29 protein-coding genes, 1 tRNA gene and 1 pseudogene are annotated in these 26,373 nt (G+C 39.6%); 11 read left to right on the forward strand and 20 right to left on the reverse strand.

All coding sequences use genetic code 11. The annotated features are described in order from the left end of the window. Positions 1-15 precede the first annotated feature (15 nt). Positions 16-474, reverse strand: coding sequence for a ribosome maturation factor RimP (gene rimP / locus GNP35_RS03135; RefSeq protein WP_155694414.1), 459 nt, complete (start codon positions 472-474; stop codon positions 16-18). A gap of 188 nt (positions 475-662) precedes the next feature. Continuing rightward, positions 663-739: transfer RNA gene (locus tag GNP35_RS03140), tRNA-Met, on the reverse strand. Positions 740-1,041: 302 nt separating this feature from the next. Here GNP35_RS03140 and GNP35_RS03145 point away from each other — a divergent pair. Further along, positions 1,042-2,121: a cysteine synthase A gene (locus tag GNP35_RS03145; RefSeq protein ID WP_155694416.1), complete on the forward strand. Its 1,080-nt coding sequence runs from the start codon at positions 1,042-1,044 to the stop codon at positions 2,119-2,121. A 70-nt stretch (positions 2,122-2,191) separates the two neighbouring features. Here GNP35_RS03145 and thiI read toward each other — a convergent pair whose 3' ends face one another. From thiI to pomA, 3 genes are all read right to left on the reverse strand, one after another. After that, a complete protein-coding gene (thiI, locus tag GNP35_RS03150; RefSeq protein ID WP_330997699.1) occupies positions 2,192-3,652 on the reverse strand; it encodes a tRNA uracil 4-sulfurtransferase ThiI in 1,461 nt (486 codons plus the stop codon). A 97-nt stretch (positions 3,653-3,749) separates the two neighbouring features. After that, positions 3,750-4,679, reverse strand: coding sequence for a flagellar motor protein MotB (locus GNP35_RS03155; RefSeq protein ID WP_155694420.1), 930 nt, complete (start codon positions 4,677-4,679; stop codon positions 3,750-3,752). A gap of 3 nt (positions 4,680-4,682) precedes the next feature. Continuing rightward, positions 4,683-5,444 (reverse strand): flagellar motor protein PomA, encoded by a 762-nt coding sequence (pomA, locus tag GNP35_RS03160; RefSeq protein ID WP_330997681.1) that lies wholly within the window; start codon positions 5,442-5,444, stop codon positions 4,683-4,685. A gap of 209 nt (positions 5,445-5,653) precedes the next feature. On the opposite strand from pomA, the gene GNP35_RS03165 reads away from it, so the two are divergent. From GNP35_RS03165 to dxs, 3 genes are read left to right on the forward strand one after another with little or no spacing between them, the layout of a single operon-like run. After that, positions 5,654-5,899 carry an exodeoxyribonuclease VII small subunit gene (locus GNP35_RS03165; protein WP_155694422.1) on the forward strand — a complete coding sequence of 82 codons (246 nt, stop codon included), beginning with the start codon at positions 5,654-5,656 and terminating at the stop codon, positions 5,897-5,899. 5 nt (positions 5,900-5,904) lie between these two features. Continuing rightward, positions 5,905-6,789: a (2E,6E)-farnesyl diphosphate synthase gene (gene ispA / locus GNP35_RS03170; protein ID WP_155694424.1), complete on the forward strand. Its 885-nt coding sequence runs from the start codon at positions 5,905-5,907 to the stop codon at positions 6,787-6,789. Between the two features lie 7 nt (positions 6,790-6,796). Next, positions 6,797-8,701 carry a 1-deoxy-D-xylulose-5-phosphate synthase gene (gene dxs, locus GNP35_RS03175; protein ID WP_155694426.1) on the forward strand — a complete coding sequence of 635 codons (1,905 nt, stop codon included), beginning with the start codon at positions 6,797-6,799 and terminating at the stop codon, positions 8,699-8,701. A gap of 83 nt (positions 8,702-8,784) precedes the next feature. Here the strand turns inward: dxs and GNP35_RS03180 are convergent, their stop codons facing one another. From GNP35_RS03180 to GNP35_RS03240, 13 genes are all read right to left on the reverse strand, one after another. Continuing rightward, complete coding sequence (locus GNP35_RS03180) at positions 8,785-9,291, reverse strand: YcgN family cysteine cluster protein (RefSeq protein ID WP_155694428.1); 507 nt, start codon at positions 9,289-9,291, stop codon at positions 8,785-8,787. Between the two features lies 1 nt (position 9,292). Further along, positions 9,293-10,312 (reverse strand): lytic murein transglycosylase, encoded by a 1,020-nt coding sequence (locus tag GNP35_RS03185; RefSeq protein ID WP_155694430.1) that lies wholly within the window; start codon positions 10,310-10,312, stop codon positions 9,293-9,295. A gap of 10 nt (positions 10,313-10,322) precedes the next feature. After that, positions 10,323-10,613, reverse strand: coding sequence for a YcgL domain-containing protein (locus GNP35_RS03190; protein WP_155694432.1), 291 nt, complete (start codon positions 10,611-10,613; stop codon positions 10,323-10,325). 2 nt (positions 10,614-10,615) lie between these two features. Beyond that, positions 10,616-11,794: a ribonuclease D gene (gene rnd, locus GNP35_RS03195; protein ID WP_196492399.1), complete on the reverse strand. Its 1,179-nt coding sequence runs from the start codon at positions 11,792-11,794 to the stop codon at positions 10,616-10,618. A gap of 68 nt (positions 11,795-11,862) precedes the next feature. Continuing rightward, positions 11,863-13,515, reverse strand: coding sequence for a long-chain-fatty-acid--CoA ligase FadD (gene fadD, locus GNP35_RS03200; RefSeq protein WP_155694436.1), 1,653 nt, complete (start codon positions 13,513-13,515; stop codon positions 11,863-11,865). Positions 13,516-13,657: 142 nt separating this feature from the next. Continuing rightward, positions 13,658-14,506, reverse strand: coding sequence for an alpha/beta fold hydrolase (locus tag GNP35_RS03205; RefSeq protein ID WP_196492400.1), 849 nt, complete (start codon positions 14,504-14,506; stop codon positions 13,658-13,660). Position 14,507: 1 nt separating this feature from the next. Then, entirely contained in the window at positions 14,508-15,350 is an 843-nt protein-coding gene (locus tag GNP35_RS03210) for a class I SAM-dependent methyltransferase (RefSeq protein ID WP_196492401.1), read from the reverse strand. Positions 15,351-15,379: 29 nt separating this feature from the next. Next, the gene (locus tag GNP35_RS03215; RefSeq protein ID WP_155694440.1) at positions 15,380-15,979 is read right to left on the reverse strand and encodes a Slp family lipoprotein; all 600 of its coding nucleotides are present in this window, start codon (positions 15,977-15,979) and stop codon (positions 15,380-15,382) included. Positions 15,980-16,020: 41 nt separating this feature from the next. Beyond that, positions 16,021-16,452, reverse strand: a complete 432-nt coding sequence (locus GNP35_RS03220) for a hypothetical protein (protein WP_155694442.1) — start codon at positions 16,450-16,452, stop codon at positions 16,021-16,023. 35 nt (positions 16,453-16,487) lie between these two features. Beyond that, positions 16,488-17,090, reverse strand: coding sequence for a TetR/AcrR family transcriptional regulator (locus tag GNP35_RS03225; RefSeq protein ID WP_155694444.1), 603 nt, complete (start codon positions 17,088-17,090; stop codon positions 16,488-16,490). Between the two features lie 83 nt (positions 17,091-17,173). Continuing rightward, positions 17,174-17,860 carry a tRNA (adenosine(37)-N6)-threonylcarbamoyltransferase complex dimerization subunit type 1 TsaB gene (gene tsaB, locus GNP35_RS03230; protein WP_155694446.1) on the reverse strand — a complete coding sequence of 229 codons (687 nt, stop codon included), beginning with the start codon at positions 17,858-17,860 and terminating at the stop codon, positions 17,174-17,176. A 9-nt stretch (positions 17,861-17,869) separates the two neighbouring features. Beyond that, a complete protein-coding gene (locus GNP35_RS03235) occupies positions 17,870-19,783 on the reverse strand; it encodes an ATP-dependent DNA helicase (RefSeq protein ID WP_330997682.1) in 1,914 nt (637 codons plus the stop codon). A gap of 168 nt (positions 19,784-19,951) precedes the next feature. Continuing rightward, positions 19,952-20,557: a peroxiredoxin gene (locus GNP35_RS03240; RefSeq protein ID WP_155694450.1), complete on the reverse strand. Its 606-nt coding sequence runs from the start codon at positions 20,555-20,557 to the stop codon at positions 19,952-19,954. 256 nt (positions 20,558-20,813) lie between these two features. Here GNP35_RS03240 and GNP35_RS03245 point away from each other — a divergent pair, with 256 nt between their 5' ends. The 3 genes and pseudogenes from GNP35_RS03245 (at position 20,814) to bfr (GNP35_RS03255) (ending at position 22,078) form a co-directional block, all read left to right on the forward strand. After that, positions 20,814-21,008: a (2Fe-2S)-binding protein gene (locus tag GNP35_RS03245; protein ID WP_155694452.1), complete on the forward strand. Its 195-nt coding sequence runs from the start codon at positions 20,814-20,816 to the stop codon at positions 21,006-21,008. A gap of 123 nt (positions 21,009-21,131) precedes the next feature. Next, positions 21,132-21,597 (forward strand): annotated as a pseudogene (bfr, locus tag GNP35_RS03250) (bacterioferritin). Between the two features lie 13 nt (positions 21,598-21,610). Then, a complete protein-coding gene (gene bfr, locus GNP35_RS03255; RefSeq protein ID WP_155694454.1) occupies positions 21,611-22,078 on the forward strand; it encodes a bacterioferritin in 468 nt (155 codons plus the stop codon). 129 nt (positions 22,079-22,207) lie between these two features. On the opposite strand, the gene GNP35_RS03260 is transcribed toward bfr (GNP35_RS03255), so the two are convergent. Together GNP35_RS03260 and GNP35_RS03265 are read right to left on the reverse strand one after the other, a co-directional pair. Beyond that, a complete protein-coding gene (locus GNP35_RS03260) occupies positions 22,208-22,603 on the reverse strand; it encodes a YkgJ family cysteine cluster protein (RefSeq protein ID WP_155694462.1) in 396 nt (131 codons plus the stop codon). Position 22,604: 1 nt separating this feature from the next. Continuing rightward, entirely contained in the window at positions 22,605-23,501 is an 897-nt protein-coding gene (locus GNP35_RS03265; protein ID WP_155694464.1) for a LysR family transcriptional regulator, read from the reverse strand. Positions 23,502-23,645: 144 nt separating this feature from the next. On the opposite strand from GNP35_RS03265, the gene GNP35_RS03270 reads away from it, so the two are divergent. The 4 genes from GNP35_RS03270 to GNP35_RS03285 all read left to right on the forward strand — a co-directional run bounded on the left by GNP35_RS03270 (position 23,646) and on the right by GNP35_RS03285 (position 26,334). Next, a complete protein-coding gene (locus GNP35_RS03270) occupies positions 23,646-24,449 on the forward strand; it encodes an SDR family NAD(P)-dependent oxidoreductase (RefSeq protein ID WP_155694466.1) in 804 nt (267 codons plus the stop codon). Positions 24,450-24,541: 92 nt separating this feature from the next. Next, entirely contained in the window at positions 24,542-25,267 is a 726-nt protein-coding gene (locus GNP35_RS03275; RefSeq protein WP_155694468.1) for an SDR family NAD(P)-dependent oxidoreductase, read from the forward strand. Next, the gene (locus GNP35_RS03280) at positions 25,268-26,149 is read left to right on the forward strand and encodes an amidohydrolase family protein (protein ID WP_155694469.1); all 882 of its coding nucleotides are present in this window, start codon (positions 25,268-25,270) and stop codon (positions 26,147-26,149) included. It abuts the gene before it with no gap. Between the two features lie 35 nt (positions 26,150-26,184). Then, a complete protein-coding gene (locus tag GNP35_RS03285; RefSeq protein WP_155694471.1) occupies positions 26,185-26,334 on the forward strand; it encodes a DUF2256 domain-containing protein in 150 nt (49 codons plus the stop codon). The last annotated feature ends 39 nt before the right edge of the window (positions 26,335-26,373 follow it).

A 26,373-nucleotide genomic window follows, 5' to 3' on the forward strand; every position in this document is an offset into this window, starting at 1 on the left:
CTCCTTTTTATCTGGTTAGTCGAATTGAGCAACTAAATGTGCTTTTTGGACATTATCAATTAAAATAGAGAACACTTGATTATCCACGTTGATGTTGATCATATCGCTCTCAACTTCAACAAGCGTCCCTTTAAAATTACGACGGCCATCTTGCGGCACATTTAATTTTACACTCACAGTTTCGTTTACCACTTTGGCGAAATGTTCAACGGTGAACAATGGACGATCCATGCCCGGTGACGAAACTTCTAAACTATATTCAGTAGAAATTGGGTCTTCAACGTCTAGTATTGCGCCAGCTTGATGACTTACATCAGCACAGTTATCAACTGAAATACCATTTTCATGATCAATATAAATACGCAACGTTGAATGGTTTCCAGCTCGTATAAATTCAACACCTAACAATTCAAAGCCTAAAGCATCAACTGCAGGTTGTAACATTTCAGTTAAACGCAATTCAAGGTTAGTCAAATCACCACTCCTATCACTAATTTTAAATACAAAAAAAGGGCCTAAAGCCCCAGTTGCATGTGCTAATTTAAACGCACACCACATAAACTGTTAACAGAAACTAAAGCGCCCCGAATCTCTCGAGGCAAAGTTTCTGGTTCTACTATAATACATATTCGCAATTGATTAATTTAAAAGCTACCTGTATTTGGTTGCGGGAGCCGGATTTGAACCGACGACCTTCGGGTTATGAGCCCGACGAGCTACCAGACTGCTCCATCCCGCGCCAGTAGACTAAAAACATTTACAGTCGGTTTTAACGACTACTTTATGGAAATGCCTCATAAAAGCCCTCCAAAAGATTTGATGCGGGGATTATACTGGCTATTGAAATACATTCAAGTTAAACCTTGCTAAATATTGAAATTCACCGCTTATGTAGACTTAAATTTTCAACTCTCGTTTCTATATGCCGTTTTGATGTAATAAATATCAATTCATATTTGTGATATTGCGTATTAACTTGGCATAATGCGACAAATACAATTTAAGACTTCAGCCAATTCTATTATTAAGAGGCCAACTTTTATGCCAGCCAATGGATCAGCAAACAAACTTTCGCAGCTAATTGGTAATACCGACCTATTAACGATTCCAAGCCTTAGCAAATTAACGCAATGTGATATCAGCGTTAAGTGTGAATTTCAAAACCCAGGAGGTTCTGTAAAAGATAGGGCTGCGCTGCAAATGGTTTTATCTGCAATTGAAAGTGGTGATTTAAAGCCAGGAATGACAATTGTTGAAGGCACTGCTGGCAATACTGGTATTGGTTTAGCTGTGGTTGCTAAATCACTTGGCTTTAATTTAAAAGTTGTCATGCCAAAAGGCCAAGCAAAAGAAAAAGAACAAATGATTGAACTGCATGGCGCTGAGCTCATTTTGGTTGACCCAGTACCATTTGCCAATGAAAACCACTTTTACCATACAGCAAGACGAATAGCTGAAGAAAATACAGACTTCTGGTGGGCCAATCAGTTTGAAAACACTGCAAATGCGGATGCACATTACTTGACTACGGGTCCTGAAATTTTTGAGCAAACAAATGGTGACATAACTTACTTTGTGTCAGCAGCTGGTACAGGTGGCACCATAGGTGGCATTACTAAATACTTAAAAGAACAAAACGAACAAATCAGCACTGTATGTGTTGATCCTAATGGTTCGGGTGTTTTTAACTTTTTACAGTCAGGTGAATATAAAGCAACGCAAGGCGGCTCTTTCACGGAAGGGATTGGTATTATGCGCCTAGTAGATAACTTTAGAGAGGCGAAGGTTGACGAAACTATTACTTTGCCGGACAGCGACATTGTCACCCTAGCAAATTATGTAAGGCGACAAGACGGTCTAGTACTGGGAAGTTCTAGTGCTTTAAATGTTGCTGCCGCTTTTTACACTGCAGTACAAAAAGGCCCTCTGTCCGGTGGAGCTAAACAGCATGTAGTGACTTTGGCTTGTGATTTAGGAGAGCGCTCTGTATCTAAACTTTATAATAATGAGTTTTTGGAAACAAAAGGGATTAACCCAGACACAGAGTCAATGGAAGAGATGACCACTCGTTATACTCAAACAACAGACTTACTGAAGAAAGTGACTTTTCAGTATAACTAGTCTTTGAACCTGTAATTCTAGGTCAAACAGCACTAACTAAAAAAGGCGATTATTAATCGCCTTTTTGTTCTCAACCTTTCCTATAAACTTTAACGTCAGTATAACCATGTTCGTGAAGTAATAAGGCTTGCAAACGACTCATGACTCCTCTATCACAATATAAGTAGTAAGATTTAGTTTGATCTAAGTCGCCAAATTTAGTGGCAAGTTTGAAGAATGGCAGCTCAATCACTTCGATATCGCCCAAATCAAGAGGTGCATTATCTGTCTCTTCTGGGCTGCGTATATCTAGTACAATAGAGTCACTTGATAAATCCGTAACTTGCTCAACTTCTTTGACTTCTTCATGAGTTTCATTTTCTATCTCACGCACGTCCATCATGTTCGCGTGATAAATAGCATCGTCTAAAATACTAAAATCAAAGTTTGCTTCTGCAGCTTCAATTTCACTTAGTACGGCACGCGTGGTTGGCTTTTTAGATATTACTCCACAATATTCAGGCATTGCCGCAGCTAGGTCATGGCTGCCTATCTTTCTAGCGGTATCAATAATCTCTGACTTATCGATGTGAATTAATGGCCTTAGAATTAGCGTCTCTGTTACACGGTCAATAACATTAAGGTTTGTTAATGTTTGAGACGATACTTGGCCTAAGCTTTCACCGGTAACTAATGCCTTGATATTTAACTTATCGGCAACCTTTGACGCTGCTCGCATCATCATTCGCTTAAGTACAACACCCATCAAGCCATTGTCAATTTTAGTCAGTATTTCTGCTACTACAGGCTCAAAATTAACTGAGATAAATCGTGTTTTGTGTGAACTGCTATATGCATTCCAAACTTGGTGACAAGCTTGTTTTACGCCTATTTCATGTTCTTTCCCGCCTAAGTTAAAGAAACAGAAATGGGTTCTCGCACCACGGCGGATTAGGTGATAGGCCGCAACACCAGAATCAAAACCACCTGACATTAATGCCAAAACATCCTCTTGGCTTGGCAGAGGCATACCACCTAAACCTTTATGGTTAGCTTTGATAACATGAAATACGTCATCACGTAGTTCTGCTTTAATGGTTAATTCAGGTTTTTTAAGTTGAACGCGAGCAGACTCTACTGCCTGATTTAAGCCACCGCCAACGTAACGCTCTAATTCTGATGAGGTGAAATCATGTTTACCGGTGCGCTTAATGCGAACACAAAATGACTTACCCGCAATTTCATCTTGCCAGTGTCTAGATACGTCTTTATAAGCTTGATCAAAATCGACAAATGGATATTCAACAACTTCATTAAATTGGTCAACACCAGGAATTCTAACGATTAAATCTAATAATTGTTCGCGCTCTTCTGGCGTCGCGAGTGGCGCGTCTACCAAAATATCAGTCCAGCGAGAAATAATATGCGCTTTTGGGTGAACCTTTTTTAAAATAATGCGTAAATTAGATTCAAGTAGTTTATAAAACCGTTTTCGAACCGAGCGGCTTTTTATATTTATTTCAGGATGGTATTTAACAATTAACTTCATAATATCTCATTTTTAGGTCAGTTTCTCGCGGTTCAGCGCGCGCATATTATACACACACGCCCGACCATCGAAAAGCAACAATCAGATATCTATTGTTAGCCTATTGTTCTGTAATGTTAATTTGCTCAGATTCTTTTGCTTTACCTTGCATTATCGAAACTTCAACGCGGCGGTTAATTTTGCGATTTGCAGCAGATGTATTAGGTAATAGCGGTCTTGTATCAGCGTGCCCAACAACGATAACTCGGTTTTTATCAAAGGTAGGTACCTTCACCATTTCAGTAGCAACGGCGACGGCTCGCTGTGAGGATAAATCCCAGTTATTGAAAAACAGTTCGTTGGTCACGTTAATATCGTCAGTATGTCCAGAAACAGTTATCTCACCTGGTACATCATTTAATACACGCGCTACTTTTTGAATAATAGGTTTAAACTGATCTTGCAAATACGCAGAGCCCGATGGAAATGAGCCGTTTTCTCGGATTCGAATAATGATTTGTTGCCCTAATGATTCCAATTCAATGGCGCCATCAATAATTTCTTGCTGCATCTGTTGTGCTATTTTTTTCAATAGCTCATTTACTTCTTCTTGTTCAGCGGCGGCTTCTGCCGAAGACTCAGACTCTGCTTCAGCGGTTGCTGAACTCATGCCACCACGCATTTCTGCTGTTTGCTCCTGGCGACCACCGGCGGACTCATCTTCACCCTCTTCAAATTCTAAAACCTGCTGAGTAATTTCAATAGTCTGTTGCTGAATAATTTCGATTGGCGTCGGTTCTGGCCTACCTGGACGAAACTCCTGCGCGATTACAGACGTTCCTTTTGGAATATCTTTTACTTCAATTTTATTTTGAACACCAAAGGCAAACTTCATGGAGCCCGCAATCTGCTTAAACTTAAGCACGTCCATTTCGGCAAATGACAATAACAGTACAAAAAAGCACATTAGCAGTGACATTAAGTCTGCAAATGTACCCATCCACCCGGGCAGACCCTCGGGTGGACATTTTGGGCATTCTTCTTCAGACATCTGCTATTCCTCAGTATTAACTTCACGTTTGGAAGCTGCCAGGTAGTTGCGCAGAACACCTTCAATAACCTTCGGGTTTTGACCGTCTTGAATACCAAGTACCCCATCCATAATTAGACTTTGGTTTAGCTTTTCTTCTTCAACTCGAAGTCCAAGCTTAAAGCTCATTGGTAATGCGATTACATTTGCTAGGAAAGCTCCGTATAACGTAGTTAACAGTGCTACTGCCATTGCTGGTCCAATTGACTTAGGGTCATCCATGTTTGATAGCATTGCTACAAGGCCGACTAAAGTACCAATCATGCCCATTGCTGGTGCAATATCGCCTAGAGTTTTAAACATACCGGCGCCAAGCTCATGGCGTTCAGTAGTCAGAGAGATATCTTTCGATAAAGTGGCGCGGACCACTTCACCATCATGGCCATCAACTAAAAGGTCCACGCCTTTTTGTAAAAATGGGTTACTGATTTCCGCTTCTTCTAACGCTAAGAACCCACCTTTACGAGCAGAGTCAGCCAGTTCAACAATTTTTTCAATGAGTTCTTCAGGAGTTTCAATTTTAAATGAGAAAGCTTTACCCGCTATTTTGCCTACTGCGATGAATTGAGGGAGTGTGTAGTTAGACATAAGTACAAATGTTGAGCCACCGAAAACAATGGCAATTGAAGGAACGTCAATAAACATCCCTAAACCACCACCTAATATCATGGCTAAAACAATAAAGCCGATGGCTCCGATCATGCCAACTATACTTGCTAAATCCACAATTTACTCCTGAAGGTGATTTGTATTACTAAGTTTAATTATCGACAGCAAAACTAGCAACTTAAATATTATCGGCAACTTAATGACTTAACCGAACAAAGTTTAATCGATTTACATTTATTCTAGCTCAATATAATTGAATAACCATGCCATTTGCGATACCTTTACCGGCTAATTTTGGCAGCTTTTAACCAAGTGAAAATCAACCTATGGCAACTCCTAAAGATATTACGTTTGAAACGGCAATAAGTGAATTAGAAACTATAGTTAATCAACTTGAATCTGGAGACCTAGAACTCGAGAAGTCGTTGGCGTTATTTGAGCGTGGTATTGAATTAACTCGACTAAGCCAAGGCCGTTTGCAAGAAGCTGAGCAAAAAGTACAAATTTTAATGGAAAAGCAGGGCAACTTAGAGCTTCAACCTTTTTCTGAAAACGTTGGACAAGGCGAATAATTAGAATGACTATTTTGTCTGCTATCAAGGCCGTGCAAGAACGTACGGTAACTCACCTTGATGCCTTCTTAAACAATGCAAATATTGAAGACTCGCAATTAAAAGATGCTATGCAATACTCTTTGTTGCTAGGTGGAAAAAGAGTACGACCTTTTTTAGTTTATACCACAGGGCAAATACTGGGTGCATCTAATGAAGATCTTGACGCACCGGCTGCAGCAATAGAAGCAATTCACACTTACAGCTTAATTCATGATGATTTGCCTGCTATGGATAATGATGACTTAAGGCGTGGCCAACCTACTTGCCACAAAAAGTTTGACTATGCGACAGCCATTCTTGCGGGTGATGCTTTGCAATCTTTTGCCTTTGACCTAGTGACATCTCACACTTACCACGACGTTTCCGCTGAAAATCAACTAAGATTGGTCAACATTATTGCTAAGTCGGCAACCAAGATGTGTGCTGGGCAAAGCATTGATTTATTAAACACTGACAAAAAGCCAATGACTTTGGCAAATTTACAGGCGATGCATAACCTGAAAACAGGGGCACTTATTAAAGCTTCTGTATTAGCAGGGGCAATTACCGCCAATGCAACTCAAGGTCAAATAGAAGCATTAACTAAATACGCAGATGCAATTGGATTGGCCTTTCAGGTCTGGGATGACGTATTGGATATTACATCGGATACAGAAACACTAGGCAAGCCACAAGGCTCAGACGAACAAGCAAACAAATCTACTTACCCAGCCTTGCTCGGGTTAGGTGAAGCTAAATTAAAAGCACAGCAATTGGTCAATGAAGCCAACCTTACGTTAGAACAAATCGACGCAGATACATCTTCATTAAGCCAATTGGCGCAATACATTATAGAAAGAGACCATTAGTAATTTTATGACTGTTAATATGGCGGATTATCCGAACTTACAAAAGGCATTATTGCCAACCGACTTACGTCAATTGCCACAAGAGCAACTTCACTCTGTTTGTGATGAATTACGTGCGTATCTTTTAAATTGTGTTAGTAAAAGCTCAGGGCATTTTGCTTCCGGCCTTGGCACCGTAGAGCTAACTGTAGCTTTGCATTATGTTTATAACACTCCATACGACCGTGTAATTTGGGATGTTGGCCACCAAGCTTACCCTCATAAAATTATCACAGGTCGAGCTGACAAAATTCATACTATTCGTCAAAAAGATGGTCTTCATCCTTTTCCTTGGCGAGAAGAAAGTGAGTACGACACATTAAGTGTTGGCCACTCTTCAACATCAATAAGCGCAGCGTTAGGAATGGCAATTGCAGCTGAAGCTCAGCACGACGCAAACCCAAGTGAAGATATAAGAAAAGTCTGTGCTGTAATAGGCGATGGAGCAATGACGGCTGGTATGGCTTTTGAAGCCATGAACCATGCTGGCGACATTAAGCCTGATATGCTTGTAGTATTAAACGACAACGACATGTCTATATCTGAAAATGTAGGCGCGTTAAACACTCACATGGCTAAGCTTTTATCAGGAAACCTTTACACTACATTTAGAGAAAGCGGTAAGAAGCTATTAAGCGGCATTCCGCCAATTAAAGAACTAGCAAGCCGAGCTGAAGAACACCTTAAAGGTATGGTTGTGCCAAGCACAATATTTGAAGAGCTTGGTTTTAACTATATTGGTCCAATTGACGGACACGACGTTGACGCACTTGTAGATACGTTAAGAAACATGCGTGATTTAAAAGGCCCGCAATTTCTTCATATTGTGACTAAAAAAGGCAAAGGTTACGATCCTGCAGAGCAAGACCCTATAAAATACCATGCAGTTCCAAAATTTGATCCGAGCTTAGATTCATTGCCAAAGTCTGCACCATCAGGGCCGACCTATTCAAAAGTATTTGGTGAGTGGTTGTGCGACATGGCCGCTGTTGATCCAAAGCTTATGGCTATTACGCCAGCTATGCGAGAAGGCTCTGGTATGGTGGAATTTGCAAAACAATTCCCTAAACAATACTTCGATGTAGCTATTGCTGAGCAGCATGCGGTTACTTTGGCTGCCGGTATGGCTTGTGAAGGTTACAATCCTATTGTTGCTATCTATTCTAGCTTTTTACAACGCGCTTACGACCAGTTAATTCATGATGTAGCCATTATGAACTTACCAGTGTTATTTGCTGTTGATAGAGCGGGTGTTGTTGGCGCCGATGGACCAACTCACCAAGGCTCTTTTGACCTAAGCTTTTTACGATGCATCCCTAACCTAGTGATTATGACCCCTAGCGATGAAAATGAATGTCGCCAGATGTTATTTACTGGCCATAAACTAGATAAGCCTGCAGTGGTTCGCTATCCAAGAGGCACAGGCATGGGCGTTGATATTGAAGCAAGCATGACAGCACTTGAAATCGGTAAAGGTCGAGTTATTTCAACGGAGACCGCTTCTGAGTGCAATGAAACAAGCATCGCAATTCTAAACTTTGGTACATTCTTAGGCTCAGCTATTTATGCCGCTAAAGAGTTAGACGCCTCTGTTGTTGATATGCGATTTGTAAAACCTTTAGATGTTGCACTTATTGATGAATTAGCAGCGAGTCATGATGTTTTGGTTACATTAGAAGATAACGCAATTGCAGGTGGCGCGGGTTCGTATGTAAATGAGTATTTGAACATGCGTGGGTATGACAACCGAGTATTGAACCTTGGTTTACCTGATAACTTTATTAAGCATGGCACTCAGCAAGAAATCTACCAAGAGCTAGAGCTTGATGGCAAAGGTGTTGAAAATCAAATTAGACACTTCATGGTGAGTTAGCTCAAGCTGACTCCTATGAAAATCATAGGTCATGTTGCATAAAAAAAGCCCGCTTTAAGCGGGCTTTTTTTATGCAGTGACTATTAATCTAGATCCTTTAACGGCCACACAACAATATAATCTTCAAACTCTTCCTCAGTAATCATATCGTCAAAGATAATTTTGCCTCTAACAGACATACCAGCTTTATGCATCGCCGACTTTTTGCCTTTGTTCAGCAAAGGGTGCCAACTTGGCAAACCTCTACCTTCTTGCAAGCGCCTATAACTGCAACTGGTTGGCATATAAAACACTTGTTCGAGGTTGTCTTGTGTTAGCTGAATGCAGCTAGGCACAAGCTGAGTGCGCTGTTTATACACAGTGCACTCACACTTCTTATCATTGAGATAACGACACGCTACCGAGGTAAAGTGTAACTCCTCTTGATCATTCATGTGAGTCGTATCAATGACCTCATCTTGAGCATCGTCGTCTATTAATTTGTGTAGGCAGCACTTAGCACAGCCATCACAAATAGACTCCCACTCAACCCGAGACATTTCCTCTAATGACTTTTCTTGCCAAAATGGCACTGAGTTAGTTGTCGTCATATTAAAGCTTTGGGTAACCAATTCGATCAGCTAAATAACCAACTGATGTCACAAAGTAATATGAACGGTTCCAATGCATTAATGATTTGTAATTATCGTACGCTAAATACATTCTTCCTTTGGCATCATCTGGCATGATTAACGCAGCAGTGATATCAACATCAGGTAGTGGTTTACCATCCATACGAGTAACGCCAAGCGCTCGCCACTCTTTTAAACTACGTTCATTATCTTTAAAGTTATTCAACCAACCACGACGACCTTTACTATTTTTCGCCATAATATTCTTACTGTCAAAACCTTCAGGTAACATAACTTGTCGACCCCAAGTTTTGTTGTTATCCCAGCCTTCTTGCTTCAAATAGTTAGCAATTGATGCAAAAACGTCTGTTTTATTTGTCCAAATATCCTTCTTACCGTCTTTGTCGCCATCGGCAGCATAAGCAAGAAATGAGGTTGGAATAAACTGGCACTGTCCCATCGCTCCAGCCCAAGAGCCTACGAACTTCTCTTTACTGATATGGCCTTCATCTAAAATTTGTAGCGACGCCCATAATTGCTTTTTGAAAAACGCTTCTCTTCTGCCGTCATAACTGAGGGTCGTTATTGAATCTATAATTGGCATTTTTCCTTGGATACGACCAAAGTTTGTTTCCAGTGCCCATAAAGAGACAATAAAACGAGCCTGAACGCCATATTCTGCTGCTATTTTTTCAAGTAGTTCACGATTTTCTACATATGCGTCACGGGCTCTTTTAACTTTCCACTCAGGCACACGTTTTGGTAAATAAGTATCTAAGGTTTCAACAAACTCTGGCTGATTTTTATCTGCCTTAACTACTCTTTTCAAGTATTTTAGGTTTGATAAATGTGTTTCAACAAACTCTGGTTCAAAGCCTTTTTCAATCGCTTCTTTTTTTAAGCCTTTTACATACTGCTCAAATGATGGTTTGTCAGCCGCAAAAGACGTAAAAATAGGCGACGACAAAATAAGTCCTGCGATAATTGTTTTTAACTTCATGTAACTTCTCCTATACATCCTCTTGGGGATGTTTTTGGTTCTTTTTAAAAGTTTCTAATAAGTTTTCTTCCGGTGGCGGAATTTGTAAATAATAACCTTTATCCAACAACTCTTGTTTTACTTTAGAAAGGTCTGCCGTTGCAAGCTCTTTGCGACGATCTAAATCTAATGTCATGACCAGTTGTAATTTACCTACTAACGCCATTAAAGGCTCAGGCACCTTAGAAAAATCATTTGTTTTTTCAACGTAAAGGTAAGTTTCAGATTTTTTTGAGCTTTTATATATTGTACAAAGTTGCATAACTAACCTTTTTTAGCCAGTGGATTAAATGATAATTTATCTAGCTCGTATTTATCATTCCAAACGTCTAGTACATCTTTTAAAAGCGCATGACGCCACGGTTGTGCAAAGTCGGGTAGCTCTTGCCCCGGCACTTTCCAAGTCCATTTAATCCATTGGTTTAATTGCTTTTTAGTTGCTAACAAGGGTAATGGAACATTGTGTTTTTCACTCGCCTCAGCAGCTAATTGTTTAAGTAATTTAAACGCCTGTTTATATTCAGGAAAGTCCGTCAATCTAGGTATGACTGCTGGACAGTCTTCAAGTTCAACTTGTTTGCCCTTCGCAATACACTCTAAGAGTGCCTTGCCATGTATACGAATTTCACTCGCGTGAATGTCCGGGATGTTTTTAAGACTAGCTAAGTCGCTAGGCCTGCGCTGACACAAAACAAAAAGAGTTGCGTCTTTCACTACAAAACCTAATGCTAGGTTTTTCTTGATGGCCACTTCATAACGCCATTCTGTTAGCTCTTTTAATACTGCTAATTCACGTCGTTTTAATTGCCAAGCATTACCAAAGTCTTGATAAAGCTCCGCTGGAATTTTGTCTTTGCGTTTTTGCTCTACTTTTAATTCAGCTTCAATCAAATTGTACTGGTCTAAATTTCTTGATACGAGCTCATCATTAAATGCATGATACAAAGGAAGGAGGTATTTGACATCGTTCGCGGCATAATGCAATTGCGTTTTTTCTAACGGTCGCTTTAGCCAGTTAGTTCGTGCTTCGCCTTTGTCTAAAACAGTGCCCGTTGTTTTTTCAACCGCCGCTCCAAACCCCAAAACAGCGCCATCATTCAAAAACTGACCCGCAATTTGAGTATCAAAAAGTGGTTGTGGTAGTCGACCTGAATATACTTTAAAAACTTCTAAGTCTTCATGGCAAGAATGCAAAACTTTAACAATATTTTTATTCGTTAGGAGTTCCCAGAATGGTTCTAAATCTAGGTCAACAAGAGGGTCAATTAATACTAAGTCTTTGCCGTCATAAGCTTGTATGAGGCCCAACTGGGCATAGAAGGTACGAGTACGGACAAACTCTGTATCTAATGCTAAAACCGGTGCTTTAGCTGCTTGAGCACAGAACGTATTAAGCTCAACTTGGGAATCAATATATTGATATTCGGATTGTGAGTCATTCACTATTTTATTCACTCTTAAAAACAAAAAAAGCCGACCTCAGTCAGCTTTTATTTTAATCAAAGAAAAGATTAATCTTTAAGCATACGACGTAAGATCTTACCAACATTAGACTTTGGTAATTCATCACGGAATTCTACCAGTTTAGGAACTTTATATCCTGTTAATCTTTCACGACAATGATCGATTACCTGTTGTTCCGTCAAGTTAGGATCTTTTCTTACCACAAAAATCTTAACAACTTCACCTGAGACTTCATGAGGAATACCAATAGCAGCAGCTTCTAGAATACCTTCATGAGTGACAGCTTCGTCTTCAATTTCATTAGGGAATACGTTGAAACCAGATACTAAAATCATGTCTTTTTTACGGTCCACTATATAAAGTAAACCATCTTCATCAATTTTAGCAATATCACCTGTTGCCAACCAGCCATCATTAAGCACTTCAGCCGTTGCTTCTGCTCGACCTAAGTAACCTCTCATAACCTGAGGGCCTTTAACTAATAACTCACCTGGTTCGCCTGCTTTAACGTCTTCACCATCTTCGCCAATTAAGCGAACATCCGTTGAAGGTACAGCCACGCCGATACTGCCAGTATATTTACCAATATCGTAAGGAACAAAAGATACCACAGGAGAGCACTCAGTAAGTCCGTAGCCTTCAAGTAAATCACAACCTGTAACACTTAACCAACGTTCGGCTACAGCACGCTGTACAGCCATACCACCACCAATACTAAGGTTTAATGACGAAAAGTCTAACTCAGAAAATCCTGGAGTGTTTAGCAACCCATTAAATAAGGTATTAACTCCACTGATTGCGGTGAATTTAACTTTACTTAGTTCCTTAACAAAGCCAGGCATATCTCTAGGGTTGGTAATAAGTACATTGGTACCGCCAAACTTTAAGAACAGCAGGCAGTTAGCCGTTAATGCAAAGATATGATAAAGAGGTAAAGCGGTAATAATCGTATCTTTACCCTCTTCTAAACATGGACCTAATAATGCAGATACTTGCTCTAAGTTAGCAACCATGTTGCTGTGGGTAAGCATTGCACCTTTGGAAACACCTGTTGTGCCACCGGTATATTGTAAAAAGGCTAAATCTTCACCAACCACTTCTACAGGAGTAAGAGATAACTGACGACCTTTCTTTAAGGCTTGTGTAAATGGAATTGAAGTTGGAAGTGAATAATCAGGTACCATCTTCTTCACATGTTTGACCACGAAGTCGACCACAAAACCTTTCATGCCTAACATGTCACCCATTTTAGTTAGGATTACATGTTCAACTGGTGTTTTCTCTAATACTTGCTCTAAGGTATTCGCAAAATTCTCAACAATAATAATAGCTTTAGTTTTACTATCATTAAGCTGATGTTCTAATTCTCGCGGTGTATACAACGGGTTTACATTTACAACAATTGCACCCACTCGATGTGCTGCAATAAGTGCAACTGGGTACTGAAGTAAGTTTGGCATCATAATGGCGATGGCATCACCTTTTTGAATACCTAACTCATTTTGCAAATAAGCGGCAAACGCCTCAGCTTCTCTATCTAGCTCATTATAAGATATGGTTTTGCCCATATTCATAAAAGCTTCTTTGTCGCCAAACTTAGCGACGCTGTCTTGAACAACGTTTAATAACGAATGCTGCGGATCAAGGTTTATTTCTGCTGGTACATTCTTAGGATATTTATTTAACCAGATCTTGTCCAAAACGCTCTCCTGAATCAATTTGCTATGCTTTTATTTTATTAAAGCCAAAATAGTCCGTTACAATACTCCAACTCATCCGATCAGACAAATTAGTTAGACTAAAAATCAATCAAACCATCTATTTTGTTTGATAATCCGGCAATTATAGTAAAAATTCAGCAATCTGCTGAGATGTTTCAGACGGGTCATCTAGGTGACAGTGGTGACTTCCGCTTACTTCAACCATTTTATGATTTCGGTAAAACGATTGAAATTTTGAATAATTAGTCTGCATTGACTCATAACCGTCGGTAGCTAATATTATCAGTGTCTTCACTTCAATAGCTGCTATTATTTGTTGTGCCGCCGTTAAATTCACTCGAACAGGCGATCCAGTTCTAAGCCTTATGTCTGTGCGCCAGCGGTAGCCGCCATCCTTTAACTCTGTGTTTCTCTCCACCAGTATCTTTGCCGAATCCAGTGAAATGCCACCAGCTTTTTGTCGCGCTTTTATTGCCGCGTTAATATCTTCGTGATGACGAGGCTTTTTATGCACTAAATCCAACCTAGAATTCATTGCAGCACGAATATTAACTAATGCATTAGCATCGTCTTGTATTACCAAGCCAGCTGAATCAATCAGAATTAACTTAGATATTTTATCCGGGTATAAACCAGCTAAAACAGTCCCTAACATACCGCCTAAAGAATGACCAACTAAAATAGGAGGCTGCGGAAGGTTAAGTGCATCAATCACTTCAATAACATCAGACACCCAATCAATAAAATGGTAATAACTGTTATTAGCGCGATGAAATGAATGACCATGACCAGGAAGGTCAATAGCTATCCAGTTAAATTGAGGTAAAGCATTAATTAAGGGAGTAAAACTCGCGGCGTTATCTAACCAGCCATGCAATGCAATTATTGTTGGTGCTGTATTAGAGTCAAAAACGGCACTCTTAAGTGCCGCTACTTCTCCACCGGATATTTTTATAAAATGACTTTTCAAATTATTTAGGTTTAACAAACTTCAATGTCATTCTGTCGCTTTCACCAATAGCAATATACTTATCTTGGTCAAGCGCTCCCATTGCCAACGTTGGTGGCAGTGTATAAACCCCTTTAGGGTAATCTTTAGTATCGTTAGGATTACTATTGATATCTGAGCTTGCCACTAACTCAAACCCTGCATTTTCGGCTGCTTGAATTACATAGTTTTCGGCTAGATAACCTTCTGGAGCAGAAGAGGCAAAATCTGAAATTTGTGTTGATCTGTGCTGAACAACACCTAATACGCCACCTGGTTTTAACGCTTTAAATACAGACTGCAAACCCTGTTGCATTTGACCTACTTCGTCCCAGATATGCAACGATCTTATGATTAAAGCTTTATCAATAGAATCAACCTCGGCAACATCTAAGCGTTCCGGTGGCTCAAACTCCGTAAATACAACTTCACCATACAACTCTTCATCTGACATTTTTTCGCGATATTCGATGGCAATTTTAGTCCAAAAGGCTAAACGTTTGTCTTTAGAGTTTTCATTGTTAATGCCAAACGTCGCCGCAACTAGCTGACCTTTATCTTTAAGGTATGGACCTAAAATTTCACTATACCAACCATTACCCGGCCATACTTCTAATACGGTATCCGACGGCTTAATATCGTAAAACTCTATTATTTTTTGAGGGTGACGATACGCATCCCTTGCTTTATTTACTTCACTTCTATGATCGCCACTAAGTATTGGAGCAATCCCATCAACATTAGTTTCAACTTCATTGCTCATGGCAAAAGAGTTAGAGCTCAATGCTGCACTTATTAACACAGCCAAACAACCTGTTTTAAACATTAACTTACCTTTTTATTTAGTGTGTTTTATTATTGTTTTTTGTCTTTTGACTTAACAACACCAGTTGGGGCAACTTTTGTTTTTGCTCCACCAATGACATAACGATGTCTAGTGCCACCCTGCCATCGCCAATGAGGGTAATGCCCATACCAACCATAATGAAACTCAACGCTTGTTGGAGGATCTAATTTTTTCCAAAGGTGTACCTTGGCTTCATTTAACGTAGGGTAAGAATACTCATATTCGTCAATTTTTTGCGACTCGTTTTCTTTGATTGTGCCTAGTGCCGTAATTGACTTACCTTTCTTAAAAACAGCTGGATCTAAAAAGCCATCGGCATAAACACGGAATCGACCAGCAGGATCTTCTTTTAGATCTGGTCTGCCGGCTCTTTTTGATGGGTAATATAAAACGTCAAGTCGTGTTCGGTTAGCTTCATTTTTAACGGCTGCAATAACACCGCTCCAACGGGCCTGACTTCCGTTTAAAGAATTATCGTCCGCTTTAACTGACGAAAATGCTGTTAAATTAGTGCCTTCAGGAATACTAACCGAATCAGGGTAACTAGCGCACCCGCCAATGACCGTTGCAATGCTGATACTTAACAACAATTTCTTAAAAAAGTTCATTTACCTACCTCTCTAAATATATACAGGTAGTATTAGGCAAATTAAGCGGTAATATCAACCTTTATTTTTTCTGAAAGACTTTGGTTACTTTCTGTAACTTGCAGACTATTGTAGGAATTGACTGCGGTTTGCCCCAAACCTGAAGAGTTTTGTTGTTGCTCTCTTCTATTTGCTGCATTTAGTTCTAGCTGTTGAATGGTTTGCGAATCAGGTGCTCGAAGTTGACTGGAAACTTCAACTGCTTCTTGATTAGGACGTTCTTGACGTTGGCGTTGCTCGGTTTGTGTATTCTCAGTTTGAACGGCATCTTGTTCTCTAACTGACTCTAATCGCTGCTGATTATCTACCGACTGTTCTTGCTGATTACGGCGCTGAACAGAGTCATCACTATTTTGCCTTTGCTGCTGAATAAGCTGTTGTTCAGCTCTCAGGTTACCACCAGCGCTAGGTCCATAACCGACACCTTCTGTCATAACTATCTCCCAAATATAACTAAGTTAGTTTAAGTTTAGTCAACGATTTTAAAACTGCGAATATAATCTGATAACGCTGCAGATATTTCTTTGAAAACATCTCTGTTTTGACAACTCGTTACCATTTGCGGCATACCGTTCATAGTGCACATGATTAACATAGCAACTCTTTTACTATCAGTACTGTCGCTCACTATATTTAGAACTTTCGCTCTTTCAAAAGCTTCGTAAATTGATTTCTGCACCGCGCAAAAAATAGCATCAACACGCATTCTTAAACCATCATTAGTTGATCCAAGCTCGGCTAGTAAGTTATGAATAGGACAGCCATTGCACATGTCTTCTTGCGAGGCATCGATAGCCTGCTTTTCAATTGACTTAGCGATGGCTTCAATTGGATCACTTGCAGAAGTAATTGATTCCCAATGAGCTTTAGATTGCTCTTTGAAAAGCTCATCTATGATGGCATACAACAAATCTTGTTTATTTGAAAAGTGATGATAAAGCGCGCCTTTAGACACATTAGCCTTGCTAATAATATCGGTAAGGCTAGTACCGTTGTACCCTTTTTGTTGAAATAAACATGATGCTATCTCTAACAAATTATTACGGGTTTTATCAGGATCTCTTAATGCCATTTCATGCTCTCAAATATTAACGACCGACTGGTCGGTTTTAATTATGCCTTACCTTTGGCTTAAAATTAACCAAAAAGTTCAATTTATCGACCTGGTAATTTTTTCCATGTTACTTCATCACGAACATAATTGGGTTGCGCTAATTCAGCGGGTAGGCCTTCACCATTTTTAAACTCTGTTTCAACAAGCTTAAAACCATATTTTATATTCGGTAGTAAAATATCAGTACTTTTAACATTAAATTTATCGCTTAATATGTCGTTATAGGTTTCCCAGCCTGTACCAACTGAAACAGCACCATCTAACACTTCACTGCTTTCAATATTGATTTCTTCTGGCTTACAAACAACGTCTTTGACTCGTGCTACTGCTTTACCGTCTACATTATCGTATATCGCAAAATACACTTCCGACATTCGGGCATCAATGGCAGCAATCACTTGAGGTGCATTAAGGTCATCTATTGCCTGTTGAGCCATGAGCGCTAGGTTTGAGACACCGAGCACGGGTAAATTGGCACCAAAGGCCAAGCCTTGGGTAATTGAAACGCCAATGCGAACGCCGGTAAAACTGCCAGGACCACACCCATATAAAATACCATCAAAGTCATCAAGTGTTAGGCTTGATTCGTTTAGCAAGTTTTCAACGGCTGGCAACAATTTTTGAGAATGTTGTTGAGGACAAACCTCGTAGTAACCAATTACTTTATCTTCTGTTTTTATTGCTACTGAGCAAGCTTCAGTTGCAGCATCTAATGCTAATAAATTCATTTTTTTACACTATAACGTTTCTAAAAATTTAACGACTCTGTCTGTATCTCGAGTTCGCTTCATGTCGGGTAAACTTCTCATGAAAGTTTCACCGTATTGTCTTGTCACTAACCGTGGATCACATATAACTAATGCACCACTATCTGTTACGTCTCTAATTAACCGGCCAACTCCCTGTTTTAAAGAGATTACCGCTTGAGGAATTTGAACATGCTTAAACGGGTCTTGACCTTTTAATCTACAATCTTCCATACGAGCTTGTAGCAGTGGATCATCTGGCGAAGCAAAAGGTAATTTATCAATCATCACCAAAGAAAGTGCGTCGCCACGTACATCCACCCCTTCCCAAAAAGAGCTTGTTCCAAGTAATACGGCATTGCCAAGTTTAGTAAACTTCTCTAATAATAAACGCTTACTTGTTGTGCCTTGAACCAGCAAAGGTAACCTGGTTTTATCTTCAAGCATTTTTGCTACTAACGACATCACTCTATGACTAGTGAACAGTAAAAACGCTCGACCTTGACTAGCTTCAATTAACTCCAACGCTAGTTCACCAAACGCTCGAACTGCGGATTTGTCGTTTGGCTCAGGGAAATACCTTGGTACACAGAACAATGCTTGTTCTTGATAGTTAAATGGGCTTCCCAGTATTTGTGTTCTAGCTTCTGGTAAGCCTAATTGATTCGTGTAGTGTTCAAAGTCATCATCTACCGATACGGTAGCAGAGGTAAAAATCCAGCTTGAATCAGACTCTTTAACAAAACCACCAAACTTATCAGCAATAGACAGAGGAGTTGTGTGAAGCGTAAAGTGCCTTTTGCTGGTTTCATACCAATAACTAAAGCCGGTTTCTTCAATTTGATTCACACGATCAAACTTGCCTCTTAATTGACACAAACGGTCAAAACAAGCATCAATCGCTTCCGTTCTTGAAACCGCTAGTTTTAATACATCGTAAATAAAGTCGAAGGACTTATGGACCAACTGCATGGCCGCAACAACTTCTTCCTGAGGCGCTTTATCTCGCCAATTACCTCGTTCTGGATCATAAGCAAAGGCTAAGCGCATATCTAAAATATTTTTTTCTAAATTCATGGCCGCTTTATTTAACTGCGACAAGTCACGCAAGTTCATCTGATATTCGGCTTGAATGTCTTTACATAATTCAAAAACTTGGCGCGAGGAAAAATGCTCGCCAAAATACTCCGCCGCAATATCCGGAATTTGATGAGCCTCATCAAAAATAATAACGTCCGTTTCAGGAATTAGTTCACCAAAACCAGTATCTTTTAAGGCCATGTCAGCAAAAAATAAATGGTGATTCACAACAATTAAATCTGCATCCAATGCTTTTTTACGCGCATTAACTACATGACATTCACCAATATTTGGGCAGTCTTTACTAAGGCAATTATCTACACTACTTGTCACGTAAGGGATAGCACGGCTATTTTCTTCTATGGATGTTAATTCACCAAGATCACCAGAGTCTGTTTCTGAGCTCCACCGACGAACTTTAGACAAGTCTGTAATAAAGTCAGGGTCTTCAAATGGTGGATGCTGACCATTTTGATTCATTCTATAGATACAAAGGTAATTACTTCGGCCTTTGAGCAATGCCGTTTTTAATCGAGGCTTTATTGCTTGTTTAACTAATGGCAAATCACGGTGGAAAAGTTGCTCTTGCAGAGCTTTGGTCCCTGTGGACACAATAATTTTTCGGCCATCTAATATAGCGGGGGCTAAATAAGCAAATGTCTTACCTGTTCCAGTGCCGGCTTCTACAACCAACTGCTTTTTATCTTTGATGGCGCTGGCCACCGCATTAGCCATGTCTAATTGTGATTGGCGAGCTTTAAATCCAGGGATCGCTTTTGCTAACGCCCCTTCATCTGAAAAACACTGATTAACCGACTGCTTCACCAACACACACCTTAAAAGAAATATTCAGCTCGAAGTTTAACAAAACTATCGTCAGTTAAGAATGTACCTACCAACATTTATTTCAGGCAAAAAAAAACTCCCGAACAAGTCGAGAGTTTTGATATTTAATATTGATGAGCAAAATAACCCATCAAACTAAAATTAAAATTATAGAGATTCAGAGTTCTCAGATAAGAACGCTGCAACGCCTGCAGGAGTTGCGTCCATACCTTTTTTACCTTCTTCCCAACCAGCAGGACATACTTCGCCGTGCTCTGTGTGGAAGTTTAATGCGTCTACCATACGTAACATCTCGTCAATGTTACGACCTAGAGGAAGATCGTTAACTACTTGGTGACGAACCATGCCTTCTTCATCAATTAAGAAAGATGCACGGAAAGCAACGCCAGCTTCTGGATGCTCAACGTCATACGCTTTACAGATTTCGTGTTTAACGTCTGCTGCTAGTGTGTAACCAACTTGGCCAATACCACCGTCTGCAACAGCAGTGTTACGCCATGCGTTGTGGCTGAATTGTGAGTCAATAGAAACACCAATTACTTCAACACCGCGCTTGTTGAACTCAGCTAAGCGTTTGTCAAAAGCGATTAGCTCTGAAGGACAAACGAAAGTGAAGTCTAGTGGGTAAAAGAAAACAACTGCTTTTTTACCTTTAGTTGCTTCAGCAAAGTTAAATGTATCAACGATTTCGCCGTTGCCTAATACTGCAGCTGCAGTGAAGTCTGGTGCCTGACGGCCTACTAATACGCCCATGGGTTTCTCCAATGTGGTTATTGTTAATAAATTCTTGTGCACAGTATATATAGTTAAAATTTCATAAACCAAGGTGAATTTTCGATTAAACCTATCGAAATTATCAATATAGGTAATATTGTACTCTTGCTTTCCCAAAAGCGGAAAAACACAATGCTTAAAAATAGCACAAAAACAGACAAAAACACTTGCCTTCAAACTAAATGAGAACTATTATCACTTGCATTGAAGTTAGCCGTAACCAGTAGGATTCAAAATGTACGTTTGTTTATGCAAAGGTATCACCGATAAAGATATTCAAGATGTTGTTAACCAGCACGGTGTTGGTAACCTTCGTGAATTAAAACAACACCTGCCTGTTGGTTCTGAGTGTGGTAACTGTACTAAGGTTGCGCAAATGGTTGTAGACAAAATGATCATGGATGAGTCTTTATTTAAAGAAGTCAGCTAGTTACAAAACCTCAATCTAATTAATAATGATTCTCATTATTAACCCCCTGTTTTTATTAAGAATTTTTGCAAAAACCGCATAATCATCTATAATGTTCCTATTACCCGTTATTAGGATTTTTTTATGCAATCTAATCGAACTATTATCACCACATTAAATGACATTTTAACGGTGGAGTTAACGTCCATTAATCAATATTTCTTGCATGCACGCATGTACAAGAAACTGGGGCTTTAGCAAACTGAATGACAAATGTTACAAAAAGTCTATTTTAGATATGAAGCAAGCGGACAAATTAATTGAACGAATTCTGTTTCTGGAAGGTCTACCAAATTTACAAAAGCTTGGCGCCTTGTCTATCGGTGAACATACGGTAGAAATGATCAAGTGTGACTCTCAGTTCCAATTGACTCAAATTGCTCAAATGAGAGCTGCAGTTGCGGTTTGTGAAGAGCAGCAAGATTATGTTTCTAGAGATTTATTGACTGATATTCTTGAAGGTGAAGAAGAACATTTAGATTGGCTAGAAACTCAAGACTATCAAGTTGAAAACTTAGGTATTGAAAAGTACCTTCAAGCACAGCTATAAAGAGGACCTCGTTATGAAAGGCAATAAAGACGTAATCAATGCATTAAATGGCCTTTTGGCATTTGAGTTAGCAGCAATGGACCAATACTTTATTCACTCTCGTATGTACGAAGATTGGGGCTTTACTAAGCTATTCGAACGTATTGATCACGAATTCGATGATGAGAAAGGCCATGCGTCAGTATTAATTGAGCGAATCTTGTTTTTAGAAGGTATCCCTAACATGGTAAACCGAGATGGTTTGTACATAGGTAAAGATGTACCTGAGATGTTAGAGAGCGATCTTCGTGTTGAATATGCCGTAGACAAAGCGTTAAAAGACGCCATGGCACTGTGTGAAAAAGAACAAGACTACGTAACTCGTAATATGCTTCAAGTTCTTATCGATGATACAGAAACAGACCACGCACACTGGTTAGAGCAGCAGTTAGGCTTAATTAAAACAATTGGCCTACCTAATTACTTACAAGCTCAAATGTAAAAATACGGTTCAGAACGTATAGACTACTAATGCGTTATATAATTACGAAAAGCAGAACATTTGTTCTGCTTTTTTTATGTTCGATGTTAAAGACGACCGTGATGACAATGGCTCTAGTACACCAAGATCCTAACGGTTGTGATGACTATCATCCATAAGCTTATTCAATTTAAGTTGAGCCGCTGAGGGGTTGTTTAAATCGGTTACTTCTATCATTTCACATTCGTCCCTAATCATTTCCGATATTAAGCTTGGGTAATGTCGGCAATCTTCTGGGCGATCGAGGTAAATACTGCAGGTATATAGTGTTGGTGAATCCGGTGTTAACTTAGGCTCTATGCCTAAAAATGGACACTGTTTTAAAGGTTCTCCTGATTTTGGGTCAAACCATATTTTGTCGTCCTTCACGTATGCGTATATGTCGGGGTTAAAAATCTCCCACATTTCAATCTCTTCGGAGGTGGCGGATAAATCTCCTCCACCATATTTAATGCAACACTTTCCGCACTGATTACAGTTTTTCATACTATTCCGTATCCCAATATGGCGGGGTGCCATACCAGTCTTTTAAGAAATCTATCAATACTCGAACTTTTGGTGCTAACAATCTCGACGACGGATAAACGGCCCAGATAGCAGTATCAGAGGCCAACGGATAATCCTCTAAAACCTTCACTAATTCGCCACTATTCAAGTGCTTATAAACATTCCAAGTAGAGTTAATAGATAAACCAAGCCCTTGTACACTTGCATCTCGCATCGCCTCACCGTTATCCGTTCGAAGCTTGGAATGCGTTTTAATGTTTACCGTTTTACCTTCTGACTTTAATGCCCACGTATCAAAGCTTCTGAGGTTTACACAGTTATGTGTCTTTAAATCCTCTAGCGTTTTCGGCATGCCAAACTCTTCAATATAACTTGGTGCGGCACAAATAATTCGCTTATCCACCGCTAATTTACTGGCTATTAGGCTAGAGTCTTTTAATTCAGCATTTCTAATCGCAATATCAAAACCACCTTCAACCATATCCACAATGGTATCTGACATGCTTAGATCAATATTGATCAAAGGGTATCGCTTTAAAAACTCTGCTAAAGCAGGAACTAAATGTTGCCGTCCAAATGATGCCGGTGCTGTAATTCTTAGCGTACCCATAGGAGATGCATTGCCAACGCCTACCGAGGCTTTTGCGGCTTCGATACCAACTAGAACCTCTTCTGCGTGAGGAAGAAAAACCTTTCCTTCTTCAGTTAACGACACATTTCTGGTTGTTCTATGCAAAAGACGAATACCTAACTCTTGCTCTAATTTATTTATGTGCGCGCTAGACACAGCTGCAGACAAGCCTAATTCATGCCCTGCTGAGCTGATATTTAGTGTTGAAGCGACTCGGACAAATAGTTTTAAATGTTCAATATTCATTATCAATAATATCTAAAAAATGATTCTTCATTAAAGAGGATTATCAATATAGCAATTGTCGACTAATATTCAAACACTACTTGATTGAAGCCAAAGATGATTTAGCTTAACCATACCTTTAATAGGTTATTCAAAGGAATAAAGATGAAAACAATTTTAATTACAGGTTCAACCGATGGCTTAGGTTTAGCAACCGCGACAAAATTATTAGAACTTGGTCATCAAGTTATAATTCACGGCCGAAATGAAGCAAAGCTGGCGTCAGTTCACCAATCATTATTAAAAATATCGCCGCAAGTTTCTGCATACCAGGCCGACTTTTCGGACTTAAGCTCTGTGTTAGCGTTAGCCAATACACTTAAATCTGATTACGCGTCAATCGATGTTTTAATCAACAATGCCGGTGTATTCAAATTAAACCCCGCATCAATTGATAAAGATAAAGTTGACCCTCGACTTATGGTCAATACGATTGCACCTTATGTATTTACAAAAGCCTTGCATAGCCACTTATCAGACGATGCCAGAGTGATTAATTTGTCCTCAGCCGCCCAAACGCCATTTGACTTAAACGGTATTCTTGGAACAAAAAGCTATTCCAACGAAATGCAAGCCTATGCTGAAAGTAAGCTTGCAATCACGGCGTGGACGTTAGCCATGGCAAAGTTAGTAGACACCAAAAGGCAGGTTTTCTTAGCGGTAAACCCAGGTTCATTGCTAGCAACAAAAATGGTGAAAGCGGGTTTTGGTGTTGAAGGTAATGACATCTCTATTGGAGTAAACCTGTTAACGGACGCTTCGTTATCTGACAGCTTTAAAGAATCCAACGGCAAGTATTTTGATAATGATAAAAAAGCCTTTGCGACTCCAGATAGCTATGCGACAAACGAATCAAATCAGAACAAGTTAATAGCAGTGTTAGACAAAATTTATACAGAGCTTCAATAGAGCTCAGTTTTAAAATTAACCGTGCGGCGGCGTGCTTTTTTCTGCATAATTAGCGGTCTATTCCGTAGGTTAATTTTAGGGTTTTATTAGAAATGAAAAAAACATGCATTATCACGGGTGGCTCTTCGGGAATTGGCCTTAGTTGCGTCGAACTGTTCCTAGAAAATGGTTACCAAGTTTTTAATCTTGATTTACAACCTAGCGACAAAGGTGAGTATATACATTGTGATATAACGAACCTGAATGCCGTACGCGAAAGCATTTCTAATATTGCCCGTAGTTATAAAATCGATACTCTGATATCCAATGCGGGAATTCATTTCTCCGGTACTATTGAAAACACATCTGACGCTGAATTTGATCGGGTTTTAGATATCAATGTAAAAGGTGCTTATGCGGCAATACAAGCCGTTTTACCGAGCATGAAAAAGCATCGCGACGGTTCAATAATACTTATTGCTTCAGACCAAGCCTTGATAGCTAAACAAAACTCTTTTGCTTACAACCTTAGTAAAACTGCGTTGGCTTCTATGGCCAAAACAACAGCCCTCGATTACGCCGAATTTAATATACGCTCAAATGCATTATGCCCTGGCACCATTGAAACCCCTTTATACCATAAGGCTATCGACAATTACGTTGCGCGCTCAGGGGCAAATAAAGACGAAATCCATCGAGAAGAAGCATCTCTCCAGCCAATTGGTCGATTAGGCCAACCAGAAGAAGTCGCTCAGTTTGCCCTATTTTTAGCGAGTGAAAAGGCCAGTTTTATAACTGGTAGCCTGCAAGTTATTGATGGCGGGTATACGGCGCAATAAATGAAAATTAGTGACCCACACCTCCACTTATTTGATCTGGTCAAAGGCGAATATCAATGGTTGAAGCCAGAGTATCCTCCTTTTTGGAGCGATAAGTCTAAAATAAATCGGGACTTTTCGGAGCAGAACCTAATCGTGTTTGAGCAATTTGAGCTATCTTCATTTGTTCACATTGAAGCTGGATTCAACAATGAACACCCAAGCCAAGAAGTCGAATGGTTGGAAAAAACCGTCACTAAGCCTTTTAAATCTATCGCCACTGCCAATTTACTTTTGGAGCCTGAAGAATTTAAAAGTCAGATAAGCGAACTTAAGCTTTATTCTTCTGTTGCTGGTGTGCGCCATATTTTAGATGAAAACGCAGTTGCCATTCTTAACTCAGCTAATTGCTTAGGCAATCTCAGTTATTTAGAGTCTCAAAATTTAATCTTTGAACTTCAGGCGAACCTATTCGATATACTCATCGTAGACAGTATTACAAAATCATTGAGCTCTTTACCGCTCGGTGATTTAAAAGTTGTTATTAATCATGCTGGGTTTCCCCCTTCAGATCCTAATCACAACAAAGACGAATGGGCCAACTGGCTTGCTGGGATTAAACGATTAAGCGCGTTTTCAAACGTTTCGATAAAGTGTTCAGGCTGGGAAATGAGTAACCGAAATTACACGCTTGCTGCTATGGAGCTTAAGATTAAAAGTGTCATAAATGTATTTGGGATTGAACGTGTCATGATGGCCAGCAATTTTCCGTTATGTACTTTCAGCAAGACCTATGCAGAATATTGGCAAAATATAGTTTTGGTGTTAAACAATCTAAATATTCCGCAAGCTCATCAGCAGAAGCTACTTCATGACAATGCCGTTGCTTTCTATTTCAAATAAAATCGACTGTTCATGCATTTTGGGGATGTTATTTAATGGCTCACAAAAAGCTTCATTTACCATCTAAAACTTGCCCAGTCTGCAATCGCCCTTTCAATTGGCGAAAAAAATGGGAAAAGAATTGGGACAATGTCATTTATTGCTCTGAGCGCTGCAAACGAAATAAACCGACACCCTCTCCTTAACAAATAGGTCTCTCAATCAAAAAAAAAGCCGCGTCAAAA

Origin of the sequence: Psychrosphaera haliotis (assembly GCF_009728465.1) — a bacterium.
Lineage (GTDB): Bacteria > Pseudomonadota > Gammaproteobacteria > Enterobacterales > Alteromonadaceae > Psychrosphaera > Psychrosphaera haliotis.